Source organism: Emticicia sp. (assembly GCF_049241225.1).
Lineage (GTDB): Bacteria > Bacteroidota > Bacteroidia > Cytophagales > Spirosomataceae > Emticicia.
In genome coordinates, this window is the sequence record NZ_JBMLRC010000309.1 from 4,494 (window position 1) to 17,591 (window position 13,098).

At 38.9% G+C, this 13,098-nt stretch carries 13 protein-coding genes; 7 read left to right on the forward strand and 6 right to left on the reverse strand.

Translation table 11 applies throughout. The annotated features are described in order from the left end of the window. The 4 genes from ACOVO2_RS16450 to ACOVO2_RS16465 form a co-directional block, all read right to left on the reverse strand. On the reverse strand, nt 1-335 hold a 335-nt coding region (locus tag ACOVO2_RS16450), incomplete at its 3' end, for a Fur family transcriptional regulator (RefSeq protein WP_421771027.1). Beyond that, a complete protein-coding gene (locus tag ACOVO2_RS16455; protein ID WP_421771028.1) occupies nt 328-1,491 on the reverse strand; it encodes a PepSY-associated TM helix domain-containing protein in 1,164 nt (387 codons plus the stop codon). The genes ACOVO2_RS16450 and ACOVO2_RS16455, both read right to left, overlap by 8 nt. A gap of 76 nt (nt 1,492-1,567) precedes the next feature. Then, the gene (locus tag ACOVO2_RS16460) at nt 1,568-3,922 is read right to left on the reverse strand and encodes a TonB-dependent siderophore receptor (protein ID WP_421771029.1); all 2,355 of its coding nucleotides are present in this window, start codon (nt 3,920-3,922) and stop codon (nt 1,568-1,570) included. Between the two features lie 111 nt (nt 3,923-4,033). Next, nucleotides 4,034-4,261, reverse strand: a complete 228-nt coding sequence (locus ACOVO2_RS16465) for a hypothetical protein (RefSeq protein ID WP_421771030.1) — start codon at nt 4,259-4,261, stop codon at nt 4,034-4,036. 214 nt (nt 4,262-4,475) lie between these two features. Here ACOVO2_RS16465 and ACOVO2_RS16470 point away from each other — a divergent pair, with 214 nt between their 5' ends. Next, on the forward strand, nt 4,476-7,085 hold the full coding sequence (locus ACOVO2_RS16470) for a DNA gyrase/topoisomerase IV subunit A (RefSeq protein WP_421771031.1): 2,610 nt from the start codon (nt 4,476-4,478) through the stop codon (nt 7,083-7,085). A gap of 73 nt (nt 7,086-7,158) precedes the next feature. On the opposite strand, the gene ACOVO2_RS16475 is transcribed toward ACOVO2_RS16470, so the two are convergent. After that, nucleotides 7,159-7,389 (reverse strand): PspC domain-containing protein, encoded by a 231-nt coding sequence (locus tag ACOVO2_RS16475; protein ID WP_421771032.1) that lies wholly within the window; start codon nt 7,387-7,389, stop codon nt 7,159-7,161. A gap of 200 nt (nt 7,390-7,589) precedes the next feature. Here ACOVO2_RS16475 and ACOVO2_RS16480 point away from each other — a divergent pair, with 200 nt between their 5' ends. The 4 genes from ACOVO2_RS16480 to ACOVO2_RS16495 all read left to right on the forward strand — a co-directional run bounded on the left by ACOVO2_RS16480 (nt 7,590) and on the right by ACOVO2_RS16495 (nt 10,625). Further along, on the forward strand, nt 7,590-7,784 hold the full coding sequence (locus ACOVO2_RS16480) for a cold-shock protein (RefSeq protein WP_421771033.1): 195 nt from the start codon (nt 7,590-7,592) through the stop codon (nt 7,782-7,784). Nucleotides 7,785-8,038: 254 nt separating this feature from the next. Continuing rightward, a complete protein-coding gene (locus ACOVO2_RS16485) occupies nt 8,039-8,449 on the forward strand; it encodes a hypothetical protein (RefSeq protein ID WP_421771034.1) in 411 nt (136 codons plus the stop codon). A gap of 698 nt (nt 8,450-9,147) precedes the next feature. Further along, nucleotides 9,148-9,945 carry a sensor histidine kinase gene (locus ACOVO2_RS16490; RefSeq protein ID WP_421771035.1) on the forward strand — a complete coding sequence of 266 codons (798 nt, stop codon included), beginning with the start codon at nt 9,148-9,150 and terminating at the stop codon, nt 9,943-9,945. Nucleotides 9,946-9,974: 29 nt separating this feature from the next. Beyond that, the gene (locus ACOVO2_RS16495) at nt 9,975-10,625 is read left to right on the forward strand and encodes a response regulator (RefSeq protein ID WP_421771036.1); all 651 of its coding nucleotides are present in this window, start codon (nt 9,975-9,977) and stop codon (nt 10,623-10,625) included. A 54-nt stretch (nt 10,626-10,679) separates the two neighbouring features. Here ACOVO2_RS16495 and ACOVO2_RS16500 read toward each other — a convergent pair whose 3' ends face one another. Next, nucleotides 10,680-11,069 carry a RidA family protein gene (locus ACOVO2_RS16500; RefSeq protein WP_188769645.1) on the reverse strand — a complete coding sequence of 130 codons (390 nt, stop codon included), beginning with the start codon at nt 11,067-11,069 and terminating at the stop codon, nt 10,680-10,682. 173 nt (nt 11,070-11,242) lie between these two features. Here ACOVO2_RS16500 and ACOVO2_RS16505 point away from each other — a divergent pair, with 173 nt between their 5' ends. Together ACOVO2_RS16505 and dnaJ are read left to right on the forward strand one after the other, a co-directional pair. Further along, complete coding sequence (locus tag ACOVO2_RS16505; protein ID WP_421771037.1) at nt 11,243-11,800, forward strand: nucleotide exchange factor GrpE; 558 nt, start codon at nt 11,243-11,245, stop codon at nt 11,798-11,800. Between the two features lie 88 nt (nt 11,801-11,888). Then, nucleotides 11,889-13,040 (forward strand): molecular chaperone DnaJ, encoded by a 1,152-nt coding sequence (dnaJ, locus tag ACOVO2_RS16510; protein ID WP_421771038.1) that lies wholly within the window; start codon nt 11,889-11,891, stop codon nt 13,038-13,040. The last annotated feature ends 58 nt before the right edge of the window (nt 13,041-13,098 follow it).

Consider the following 13,098-nt stretch of genomic DNA (forward strand, 5'->3'; position numbering starts at 1 on the left):
TCAAATACTCGATTACAATCCACACAAACTAAGTGGCTGTGTTGTTTTCGGCCAAAGGACTTTTCGTAGCGAGCTGCATGCGAGCCATTAAATTGGCGTTTATTTACGAGTCCCAACTCTACAAGTAAATCAAGCGTGTTATAAACGGTCGATTTGCTCACTGAAAAATTACGTTCTACAAAAGCAAAATATAGTTCATCAGCTTCAAAGTGGTCGTCACGCTTATAAACTTCTTCTAAGATTTTATATCGTTCAACTGTCTTCCGCAGCCCCAACTCTTCAATCTTGGCATCTAAAATTGCCTTTGCTTCTCTATAATGATTTTGCTCAAACATGGCTCATATCGTTTATCATGTGGTTATTCAACTTTCCTTTGTGCGTTTTCTTGCGTCTCCCCCACCAAATGTAAAAACCTGTAATTGGTAAACTTGCCGCAACCAGCGAAAGCAAAAACGCCAAAACTTTTCCCGAAAAACCCAATATTCCACCCGTATGTATATCGTATGTCATTCTGATTAACTTATCCGCAATTTTGGCATCATTCAGTCGACCATAAACATTGTTTACTGAGATTTCCTTCAAAGTATATTGGTCGAAATAACGATAGTCGGTACTCCAATAAACTCCTTCACGGGTGTTTACATTTGCTCCAATCGCCGAAGAATCAGATTCAATAGCATGAACTTCGAGTGAAACCGCATCAGGGTGTTCGGCTTTCATTTTTTCCCAAACTAAATCGGTCGCTGGCTTCTTGAAATCAGTAGCGATGGGTTGCTGAGAAACTGGCTCTACGAACAACAACTCTTTGTTTCCGCCAAGAGTTTTATAAACAATAGAAGTAAACCACTGAATGCCGAAGAAAATACCCGTAACCGAAATGATTAATAGCAAAAATGAACTATAAAACCCTAAAATGTTGTGTAAATCGTAGTTTTTGCGTTTCCACTGAGTAGCATCTTTCCAACGAAACCAAAAGCGTTGTTTGGCTGCTGCTTTGTTTTTGGGCCACCAAAGAATGATACCCGAAATGAGCATAAAAACAAAAATCAGCGTAGCATACGAAGTTATCGGCTGGCCGATTTGGGGCGGAAGCCACAAATAATAATGCCCATCAAGCACCCAATGAAAGAAAGTTTCTTCCATGTTTTGCACATGAATCACCTCGGCAGTATATGGATTATGATAAATGATATAATAATGCTCTGGCTCAAAACCATAGAAAATAGCCTCTACACTACGGCCTTTTGCAGGATAATTAATGGCGTGTAAATGAGCTTTAGGCAATTCTTTTCTGGCTACCACTTCAAAAGCAGATGGTGGCAAAACGATACGATTTTCTTCTACTTTTGAAAATCGAAAAGGCTGCGTAGCATCTTGAATTTCTTGCTGAAACGCATACAAACAACCCGTAATACTGACCACAAACACCACCAAGCCAGTTGAAAGACCCAGCCAAAGGTGTAATGCTCCTATGATTTTTTTGAGATTCATTTGTTGACTTTTTCACCTCACCCCCAGCCCCTCTCCAATTGGAGAGGGAAGCTTAGAAGTGTTTTTTATAATGGTTTTAAAACTTATAATTGATACTCAAACGAGCATTTCTCATAGCTTCGGCTTGCCAGTAGTAAAATTTACTCCATGAATAATAAGCCCCCGAAATAACATCAGCGTTGAATAAATTATTTACATTAAGAGCCACTCCAAATTTTCCGAACTGGTAAGAAGCTGCGGCATCGAAACGTGTATAACTTGGCATCGCTGGGTCAATAGTTTTATCATATTCCGAGTACCACGAAGTTCTTCCCGTTGCGTGCGAAATCCCCAACGAAAACCCCAAGCCTTGTACAGCTCCACTTGGCACTCGGTAGCTAAGCCAAGCATTCGCAATGTGTTTGTCTGTTCCTGGCAACTGGCGGTCAACTTGCTGATTTTCGGTGTCTTTTGTCACTTTTCCATCGGTATAGGCATAATTCATTGTTACGTCTAAACCGGTCAAGATTTGTCCACGCACATCAAATTCAATTCCTTGGGTTTTGGTTTGACCAAGTTGCACCGAGAAGAATTGGTTGACAGGGTCGGCCGTCAGTACATTATTTTTTGTAATCTGGTAAGCCGCTACCGAAGCCGTCCAACGGCCATCGAGCCATTCACGCTTCAAGCCAATTTCTTTGTTTGTGCCCGTAATCGGGTCGAATTTTTTGCCAGTATATGATGCCCCCGCTTGCGGAATAAACGATTCATCTAAAACCGCATACACGCTCGTATTTTTATTGAGTGAATAGCTCACACCAATTCTCGGAGTAAATTTCCCTGCCGTAACTTTTCCCGAATACGGGTCTTCATCGCCAGTTGAAGTATATCTTCCTGCCAAAGTCAGGCGAAGTTTATCATCTAAAAGTCTGATTTCATCTTGGGCATAAAGTGCGGTGTAAAGATTATTATAATGTACGCCACGCTCACGAATGCTTAGGCTACGGTCGAATTTAGGGTACGCCGAGGCTGGCACTTTTCCAAAAACTGGGTTATACACATTAAATCCTTGTGAGCCAACAATTGCTCCGCCCTGAGCCCAATCGTGGTAATAATCTTTATCGCCCATATCAACACCCGCCAAAATACGGTGTTTGATTCTACCCGTTTCAACATCTCCATTCACAAAAAACTGACCTACACGAGTTTGTCCCAAAATATCCCAAACCGATGTGGCTCTTTGCAATGTATCGCCTTTGAAACCAGACGGCCAGAGGCTTGAGCCTACTTGACTGAAATTCATGTAAGCAATTTGTCCGGTAAATTTCCAATTATTATTGATGCTGTGCGATAGCGTCACGAATAGTGACTGGTCATTGATTTTGGTTGGAGCCATATTCGACTCCAGCGTAGTAAAATCAGCAGCAACATCGCCTAATTTATTTGGCGAGTAAATGTAATTCGAGCCTAATGGCGACATATTTACGCCTTGATACGTATATTCGGCCGTAATTGAAGTATTCGGATTGATTTGATATTTAATGACTGGAGCAATCGAAACACGATTGTTGTATTCAAAGGCTCGTTGTGTACCTTTCATTTGCCCCATTACGTTTAAACGATATTGCAATTTTCCATCTTTACTCAATAAACCATCCAAATCTACAGTCGTACGATACGTTCCGAAACTCCCGATTGTCATATTGGCTTCGCCTTTCGTTATGCCAGTTGGCTTTTTTGTAACTACATTATAAAAACCACTCGGTTCGCCGCTGGCCAACATAAAACCCGCAGGGCCTTTTACAAATTCGATACGCTCAACCATGCTCATGTCTTCATTGAGCGGCCCCCATGTAGCCTGCACATTCATTCCGTTACGGAAAGCCGCAATCCGTGAGCCTCGCATCACAATACGTGCATAGTTTTCCCAGTGTTCGGAGCGAGTAGCCCCACTCACGTTGCGTATCACGCCTTCTTGCATATCAAAAATCTGTTGGTCTTGTAGATTCTGGCGAGTGATTACCTGAATATTTTGTGGAATTTCGAGCAATGGAGTCTTCAATCGAAGTGAAATAGAAGGATAATCGGTTACGTATTTGCTCGGATTTGCCGTTACTAAAACTTCTTGCAATTGACTGGCGTTGGCTTCCAATACAAAATCAAGATTTGCAGTTTGGCCATTCTCAATCGTTACTTTTTTTGATGCAGTTCTTAAACCAACAAATGTAGCTTGTATAGTATAGCTGCCTTCCTTTATATTTTTAATCTCGTAATTTCCTTCTACATCGGCCACAGTACCTTTGGTCGTACCTTTCAAAATTACATTCACAAACTCGGCGGGTTTTCCATCAGATGTCGTGATTTTTCCTTTAATAATGCCACTTTGGGCAAAAACAACTTGCAATGAACTTATAAATAAGAGAATACCAGTTTTAATAAATTTACTTTTCATTTTTCTTTAGTGATTTAGATAAAAATTAAAAAAAGTGTGCAGACTTAGGGTCTTGGCAGTTTTCGATGTCACCCGAAAACGAGGTCTTTTTAGGGTTAGGTTTTTCTAGCTTTATTTATCGTCGTGATTACAAACCTTAAAACACTTACAGTCAAAGCCTGCTTTTCTCACTGCACAATCAATCGTTTCATCTTTTATTTCATCCGAACTCACAATTGAAATCTGCTGACTCACATAATCAATCGTAAAAGCTTTTACTCCAACTGTATTCAACTCGCTTTTGAGGTTTTGCAAACTAATTGCTTGCTGCAAATCGACTAAAAAATTGATAGTTTTCATGGCTAATATTTTAATCAGAATTAACTTTAGAAATAAGACTATATTTATTTAGACTAATTCTAAATAATAACACAAAGGTAAAAGTGAATTTTAAAATCACAAACATTATTTAGAATATTTCTAAATAATAAACTCATATTGTCAAAAAATCAATAAATAGTACCATTTTTACTATATTTGCCCTATATTATTATGCTTTCGCTAACAGACTATTATGAGTGACGAAACACCAAAATACGACCCCCTACAACAAAAAGAAGTAATTGACGATATGTTCGAGACTTGGTTTCTCGACTATGCCTCTTATGTAATCCTCGAGCGTGCCGTGCCTGCCATTGAAGATGGTTTGAAGCCCGTTCAACGTCGTATCATGCACGCCCTCAAAGAAATGGACGACGGACGTTTCAATAAAGTGGCCAACGTGATTGGTTCGAGTATGCAATATCACCCTCACGGCGATGCGTCCATCGGTGATGCCATCGTGTCGATGGGACAAAAAAACCTTTTGCTCGATACACAAGGAAACTGGGGCGATGTTCGTACCGGCGATGGTGCTGCGGCTCCACGCTATATTGAGGTGCGTTTATCGAAATTTGCCAACGATGTGCTATTCAATGAAGATACCACCGAATGGCAGATGTCGTACGATGGCCGTAAGCGTGAGCCTGTCAATCTTCCAGCTAAGTTCCCGCTCCTACTCGCTCAGGGTGTTGAAGGTATTGCCGTAGGTCTTTCGACCAAAGTGATGCCCCACAACTTCATTGAGCTGTGCGAAGCATCAATTGCTTATCTGAAAAAAGAACCATTCCAACTTTATCCCGATTTCTTGACGGGCGGCTTGGTTGATGTAACAAACTATAATGATGGCGGACGTGGCGGAAAAATTAAAGTTCGTGCAAAAATTGCCGAAATCGACAAGAAAACCCTCGAAATCCAAGAGATTCCGTTTAGCACTACAACCGCTACGCTCATTGACTCTATCATCAAGGCCAATGATGCGGGAAAAATAAAAATCAAAAAGGTTGAAGATAATACGGCCAAAGATGTTTCAATCATCATCCATTTGGCTCCCAATACTTCGCCTGATATTACGATTGATGCACTTTTTGCATTTACTGAGTGCGAAAACTCTATTTCGCCCAATGCTTGTATCATCATTGATAACAAGCCGCATTTTGTCACGGTCAGTGATATTCTGAAAGAATGTACGGAGCAAACCAAACATTTGCTTCAACGTGAACTCGAAATCAAGCGTCACGAACTCAAAGAAAAATTGCTTTATAGCTCGCTCGAAAAGATTTTTATCGAAAATAAAATCTACCGTGATATTGAAGAGTGTACGACTTTTGAAGATGTGGTGGCAACTGTCGATAAAGGATTAGAGCCTTACAAAAAAGATTTCTACCGTGAAATCATAGAAGACGATTTGCTTCGTTTGCTCGAAATCAGAATCAAACGTATTTCAAAATACGACTCTTTCAAGGCCGATGAGTTAATGAAACGCTTGCTCGATGAGTTAGCCGAAGTGGAAGATAACCTCGCCAATATTGTTCGCTACACGATTTCGTTCTACAAAGAATTATTGAAGAAATACGGCAAAGGCCGTGAGCGTAAAACCGAGATTCGTCAGTTTGAGTCAGTACAAGCTACCGTAGTGGCAGCCAACAATCAAAAACTTTACGTTGACCGTGAAGGAGGCTTCATTGGCTATGGCTTGAAAAAAGACGAATACGTGATGGACTGCTCGGACATTGATGATATCATTGCTTTCAAACGTGACGGTAAATATGTCATTACCAAAATCCAAGAGAAAGTATTCGTAGGAAAAGATATTATTTATTGTGCAGTTTTTCGCAAAAATGATGAACGTAAAATCTACAATGCTATTTATTTAGATGGAAAATCGGGTACATCTTACGCCAAGCGTTTCTTCGTAACGGGCATTACGCGTGATAAAGAATACGATGTTTCGATGGGAAATCCGAAATCAAAAATATTGTATTTTACGGCCAATGATAATGGCGAAGCCGAAACCGTTGCGGTAAATCTTACGGCCAATTCGACCGCCAAAAAGAAACAATTCGATTGGGACTTCTCGACATTGGCCATCAAAAATCGTAGTTCGATGGGGAATGTTCTGACGAAATTCCCGGTGCGTAAGATTGTCTTAAAATCGGCGGGTAAATCAACCCTCGGTGGAGTAGACATTTGGTTCGATGCCGTAATCGGAAAACTCAACCGTGACGAACACGGGCAATATTTGGGCAATTTTGGTTCGGAAGATAAGATTTTGGTTATCTATAAAGATGGACAATACGAGTTTACGAACTTCGAGCTAACGAACCGCTACGAGCAGAAAGATATTCTGAAAGTAGTAAAATACGAGCCAGAAAGACCAATTTCATGCTTGCACTACGAGGGCGAACACAAGATTTATTACATCAAGCGTTTCAAGATTGAAACCACTACGATGGATAAGAAATTCTTGTTTATTTCTGACACCAAAAACTCTCGTTTGCTTACAGCTTGCTTAGATAAATATCCTCGTTTTGAAATAAAAACCAAAGCTGATAAAAAGGCGGCTATCGAAACCCAAACAATTTTGGTCGATGAATTTGTAGAAGTACGTGGCTGGAAAGCAATCGGACAGAAAATCAATGCTTATGAAGTGTTGGAAGTAAAACAACTCGAACCAAAACCCGAAGAAGTAGAGGTTAGTCAGCAGGTCGCAGTTGGCGGTCAACAGTCGGAAGATAATATTTCAGACATCGACTCAGAAAATATTGATAATCAAGATGATGACAAACAATTAGCTTTGTTTTAAGCAGTCCACAGTCCACGGCAGATAGATGATAGTTCTCAGTCTTTCACCGTGGACTTGTGGTCTATCGACTAACTTAAAACTCCCAAACGGTTGGATTTTGTCGGCGGCGAAGGTGTTTTCGGACTTCCATCCAAAAAGCAAGCACCAAATAAATGATAATTGGTGAGCCGAAAGTGAAAAACGATGCGTAGATAAAATATATACGAACGCTTCCTGCCGAAAAATTGAGTTTTTCGCCGAGTCGAGAACAAACCCCAAAAAGTTGGTTTTCAACTAAGTACCTAAATCGTTCTGTTTTTAGCATTGTTTTGAAAAAGTGAATACGAAGATAGTGAAAAAAACGTGTTTGTCAAGAGTTTAACAATAAAATAATAATAGTTGTTAAGTTTTTGTACAATCAAATATTAGTTTAGTACAAAAATATTTTTCTTGAAAACTTGTTTTTTCTTAAAAAATACGTACATTGCATTTCATTTATTTACTCTTTTAATTTTATTAATTTCAATGCAAACAGGTACAGTAAAATTCTTCAACGAAACTAAAGGCTTTGGATTTGTTGTTGATGATGCTTCAGGACAAGAAATTTTTCTTCACGTGACGGGCTTAAACGGCACAAAGGTTCGTGAAAACGACCGTGTTGAGTTCGAAACTGTCGAAGGGCGTAAAGGTTTAAATGCCGTTAACGTGAAAAGAATATAGTTTTTTTCTAAGTTAAGAATTGACCTCACTACTTAACCCCTCTCTCTGAAAAGATTTGAGGGGTTTTTGTTTGAAATTTATCAACGTAAAAATACTGTATTCATTAGGGGTTTTTACGCACCAAAAAAATACAACCCACTGATTATGAATCACTTACAACACATACTATTTATACCAAATTGTCATTTAATTATTTTGTTTATATTTTTGAGATACAGATAATCCAAAAATAGTCAAACTCATTTATTATAATTATGAAAAAAAAGACTACTACATCTGGCAATCCGATTGCTATGGCTAAGATTAAAGAATACGCTGGAAATTTCAAAAAACAAGTAGAAAGTGGCGTTTCTTTAAAAGAAGCATTTACTGACTCGAAAGGCTTAATCAGAGAAGCTGAGTTTTTTGGAAAAGATAAATTAATGGCTCTTTTGAATCCTAAAAAAATCGGTAAAGAAATTTTAGGCGTGAGAATTTACTACGGAATAAGCCCCGAAGATGCCGAAAATAATATGGCGGATGATGGAACGATGAACCCACGCTTATTTCTTGTTCCAGTTGGGCTTGATGGAAACGATATTAAATTCAACCACTCAGCACTAAAGGATGCTCCCGATGGAGATGGACTTGGCGATGGTGGCCCTCAACCTCCCTTTAACGATTAATTAAGACTCTCAAATGCTGCTACGAATATTAATCTTTCTTGCCGACGCAATTATAATACTGCCTTTGATTATAGCTTTTTTACACCGACATTATTTGACCAAAGAACTCAAAATACTGTTGGTTTATATATTCACAATCTTCATCAGGAACATTATTGGCCTTTTTTACAATTTTCTTTACTTGAAGTACAAAATTTATGTATATACAGTATTTTACTATAACCTTCACAACATTATTGGATTTTATATAATTGCGTATTTATATATTTTGCTTTTGAAGGATGTGTTTTACAAAAGATTAATCTATGGTTTCATGGTTATCTTTTCAGTATTTTCCATCCTTGATATTCTCAATGGCACTTTATATCTTTATACCCCAGAATTTAATAAATATTCTTATCTGATTTCGGGTATATTGATTGCGATTCTATCATTAATTCATCTCTATAAAATTTTACAAGAACTCCAAACCGAAAATATCCTAACATTCCCGTATTTTTGGCTCAGTACTTCATTTTTACTTTATTTTTCGTGTACTTTTTATATCTATTTATTTTCCAAGAATATTCTCAGTGACACTAAAATAAATCCAATGGTATTATGGCAAATAGATACAATATTTAGTGTTATTTTTGCTATAATGCTCTGTTTTGTTTTTAAGTTTAGCAATAATTTGGTAACAATAAATTCAAATAAAATTGAATAACTTCGATTATTTCTATGTAGTGATTTTTATGACAATATTCACTTTTGTGATATTGTTGGCCATTATTTTGTTCGTAACTTATTATCAGAGAAAACAAATACAACAAAAAATAGCGATTCAAGAGCTAAAAAGCGAAATGCAACGCCAAATGCTCGAATCAGCCCTTGAAGTACAAGAAGTTGAGCGGGTCAGAATTGCGAAAGACCTGCACGATGAAGTTGGGGCAATGCTTTCGGTAACAAAAATGAGCTTTAATCAGCTTCTCCGAAAACTCGATAATGCCGAAGATTTGGCCGTAATGGGCAAGCAAACCCGCGAACTACTCGAACAGTCAATCGGGCAAGTACGCCGTATCTCAAAAGAACTCGTACCCAGCACGCTCGAAGAGTTTGGACTTATCTTGTCGATTGATGAGTTTATTCAGAAAGTGCATCTGGCTTCTACAACCGAATTTACGTTTAGCCACGAAGGAATCAACGAAAAACAGAGGTTCGATAAAAAAATTGAGCTCACTATTTATCGACTCATACAAGAGCTGGTCAATAATGCACTCAAGCACGCCGAAGCCAAAGAAATTTCGCTCAAACTAAGCACACAAGATAAAAAAATAATCTTTACCTTTACCGACGACGGCAAGGGTTTCGATTTCAATGCCGTTCGTAACGACCCAAAACGAGGGTTGGGCCTCCGAAATATGGAAAGCCGCCTGAGTGTTATCAACGGAAGCATCGATATTCAATCGTCGGTGGGTAATGGCACTATCACCAAAATCGAAATTCCACTTGTATAAAAACAAACCATAAAATTAGTTCTCTTACCATGTCGAAAATACAGCTGGCCGTTGTCGATGACCACAATTTATTTCGCAAAGGAATGATTTCCATTCTGCAACAAGTTCCTGATTTTGAGGTAGTTATGGAAGCTACCAATGGTCAAGAGTTTATTGATAAACTCCAAACTCAGACCATTGATGTAGTATTATTAGATTTACAAATGCCTATTCTCGACGGCATAAAAACTACCGAAATCGTAAAAGCCCAATTTCCTGACACAAAGGTTCTGATACTTTCGATGCAAGACGAAGACCAATTTGTGTTGCATTTGATGGAAATCGGTGCAAATGGCTATCTATTGAAAGACACCGACCCCGAAGAAGTAGAAAAAGCCATCAGAAAGGTAAACGAAACAGATATTTATTTCAGCGATTTTGTGAGCAAAATTATGCTTCGCAAAATGAACCGTAAGCCTCAGCAAGAAAGCAAAATATTTAATTATAAAACCGACCTTTCGGAGAGAGAAATACAAGTTTTGAAGTATATCTGCGAAGGATTAACTACTGCCGAAATCGGTGAGATTGTATCGCTAAGTCCACGCACGGTTGAAGGCCACCGCCTCAGAATGATGGAAAAACTTGGGCTAAAGAATACAGCCGGCTTGGTGGCGTATGCCATTAGAAATAATTTGGTTTAAACTCTCAAAAAAACCTGCAAGGTTTGAAAAAACCTTACAGGTTTAATAAAGAATTTACGCCCCCAATATTGCCGAAAACTCAATTTCTACTAAATAATCTGCTCCAATCAAGGCACTTACCTGAACCATTGTGGTGCAAGGTTTTATAGTTCCAAAAAACTCTCCGTGAGCCTTTCCGATTTCTTCCCACTTCGAAATATCAGTTGCATAAATACGCGTACGCACTACATCTTTCAACGAAGCACCCAATTGTTCGAGCACTTTCTCAACTTTCAAAATTATAAACTTCGTTTGCAGATATACATCTCCTTTACCTACCAGTTCGCCACTTCCGTCAGTTGCTACTGTACCCGTTACTTCTATTACATTCCCAATTTTTACTGCACGTGAATACCCAATGATGTCCTCCCATTTTGCTCCAGTCGATACATTAATTCTTTCCATTACTTTACGTTTTTTAATAATTTTTTCTGTGTTAAAATCAACAAGCTATCGTGCCACTTATAAAATGTCACCTCAAAAAGACAGTGAAGTTGGTATTTTCTGCCATCTTGTCAGTAAATTTCTTATTGGCAAAATAATTGTCGAAATTTGCACAAAATAAAATAGATTACAAAATGGCAGAGAATAAAGAAGACGAGACAGTTAATAATGAGCAAGTAGTAGAAGAAACAACCGTAGAGGCAGAAGAAATTGTAGAAGAACAAGAGAGTGTTGATGAAAACGAAACGGTGTCTGCATCACTCGAAGCACAACTTGCCGAAGCAAAAGATAAATATTTACGATTGTATGCCGACTTCGAGAATTTCCGTCGTCGTACATCAAAAGAGAAAATCGAAATGATTCAGAATGCCTCAGAAGGCTTAATCAAAGAACTCATTCCGATTGTTGACGATTTCGAGCGTGCCAATAAGTCATTCGAGACAGTGACCGAAGTAGAACCAATGAAAGAAGGCATCGCATTGATTTTCAACAAATTCCAAAAAACACTGGCCAGCAAAGGTGTAAAGGCAATCGAATCTAAAGGAAAAGATTTTGATGTTGAACTGCACGAGTGCATCACACAATTTGCAGCAGGTGATGAAAACAAAGGCAAAGTAATTGATGAAGTAGAAAAAGGATACTACCTAAACGATAAAGTAATTCGCTACGCAAAAGTGGTAGTCGGAAGCTAATCTTGAATGAGTGAATGAGCGAATGAATGAATAAAAATATTCTACTCATTCACACATTCGCTCATTCACACATTCACTTATTAGAAAAATGGCACAGAAGAAAGATTATTACGAAGTACTGGGCGTTGCTAAAAATGCTTCAGAAGATGATTTAAAGAAAGCCTACAGAAAGCTGGCTATACAGTATCACCCAGATAAAAATCCGGGAGATAAAGCAGCTGAGGAAAAATTTAAAGAAATTGCCGAAGCTTATGGCGTATTATCAGATGCTGAGAAACGTCAACGTTACGACCAGTTTGGGCATCAAGGCGTAGGCGGAGCAGGTGGCTTCGGTGGTGGTGCGGGCGTAAACATGGAAGATATTTTTGGAAGTGTTTTCGGCGATGATAGTCCATTTAGTAGTTTCTTCGGTGGCGGTGGCGGCCGACGTAGCAGTGGCCCAAGCGTAAGAAAAGGCTCGGATTTGAGAATTAAACTCAAACTCGACTTAGAAGAAATTGCCAATGGTGTAGAAAAGAAAATAAAAGTAAAACGATACGTTTCGTGTAATACTTGTAGCGGAAACGGCTCAAAACACGGTACTTCGCTAAAAACTTGTGCAACCTGTAATGGGCAAGGACAAGTACGCAAGGTTGTGAATACGATGCTCGGCCAGATGGTTTCGACGAGTCCGTGTCCGACTTGTCAAGGCGAAGGAAAAGTTGTAACGGAGCGTTGCGATGTGTGTTTTGGAGAAGGCCGCCAGTTGAACGAAGATTTGCTATCAATCAAAATTCCAGCGGGTGTAGCCGAAGGAATGCAACTTTCGATGACGGGCAAAGGAAACGTGCCAACTCGTGGTGGTATTGCAGGTGATTTGTTGATAGTAATTGAAGAAGAAGAACACCCAGAACTCAAACGTGATGGTAGCAATATTCACTTTGACTTACGCATGAATTTTGCCGATGCTGCTCTGGGCAGAGAAGTTGAGATTCCGACTGTTGGAGGAAAAGTAAAAATCAATATCAAAGCAGGAACACAATCGGGCGAGATTCTACGCCTAAAAGGCAAAGGCTTGAAAGAACTCAACAGCTATGGCGTTGGCGACCAATTGGTTCATGTGAGCCTTTTCACTCCTACTACGCTAACTTCGGAGGACAGAGCAATGCTCGAAAAAATGCGAACATTACCTAACTTCCAACCCAAAAATGATAAAAGTGAAAAAAGTATTTTCGATAAAATGAAAGATTTCTTTCATTGATATTTTCAGAAAATGAACATAAAAACGGTTTGGAGAACATTCTTCAAACCGTTTTTTT

What these genes read in the sequence shown, in the direction of transcription:
- ACOVO2_RS16495 (WP_421771036.1), top strand. Translation starts at nt 9,975, where the DNA reads ATGTCGAAAATACAGCTGGCCGTTGTCGATGACCACAATTTATTTCGC.
- ACOVO2_RS16505 (WP_421771037.1), top strand. Translation starts at nt 11,243, where the DNA reads ATGGCAGAGAATAAAGAAGACGAGACAGTTAATAATGAGCAAGTAGTA.
- ACOVO2_RS16485 (WP_421771034.1), top strand. Translation starts at nt 8,039, where the DNA reads ATGAAAAAAAAGACTACTACATCTGGCAATCCGATTGCTATGGCTAAG.
- ACOVO2_RS16475 (WP_421771032.1), bottom strand. Translation starts at nt 7,389, where the DNA reads ATGCTAAAAACAGAACGATTTAGGTACTTAGTTGAAAACCAACTTTTT.
- ACOVO2_RS16500 (WP_188769645.1), bottom strand. Translation starts at nt 11,069, where the DNA reads ATGGAAAGAATTAATGTATCGACTGGAGCAAAATGGGAGGACATCATT.
- ACOVO2_RS16460 (WP_421771029.1), bottom strand. Translation starts at nt 3,922, where the DNA reads ATGAAAAGTAAATTTATTAAAACTGGTATTCTCTTATTTATAAGTTCA.
- ACOVO2_RS16480 (WP_421771033.1), top strand. Translation starts at nt 7,590, where the DNA reads ATGCAAACAGGTACAGTAAAATTCTTCAACGAAACTAAAGGCTTTGGA.
- ACOVO2_RS16465 (WP_421771030.1), bottom strand. Translation starts at nt 4,261, where the DNA reads ATGAAAACTATCAATTTTTTAGTCGATTTGCAGCAAGCAATTAGTTTG.
- ACOVO2_RS16470 (WP_421771031.1), top strand. Translation starts at nt 4,476, where the DNA reads ATGAGTGACGAAACACCAAAATACGACCCCCTACAACAAAAAGAAGTA.
- ACOVO2_RS16455 (WP_421771028.1), bottom strand. Translation starts at nt 1,491, where the DNA reads ATGAATCTCAAAAAAATCATAGGAGCATTACACCTTTGGCTGGGTCTT.
- dnaJ (WP_421771038.1), top strand. Translation starts at nt 11,889, where the DNA reads ATGGCACAGAAGAAAGATTATTACGAAGTACTGGGCGTTGCTAAAAAT.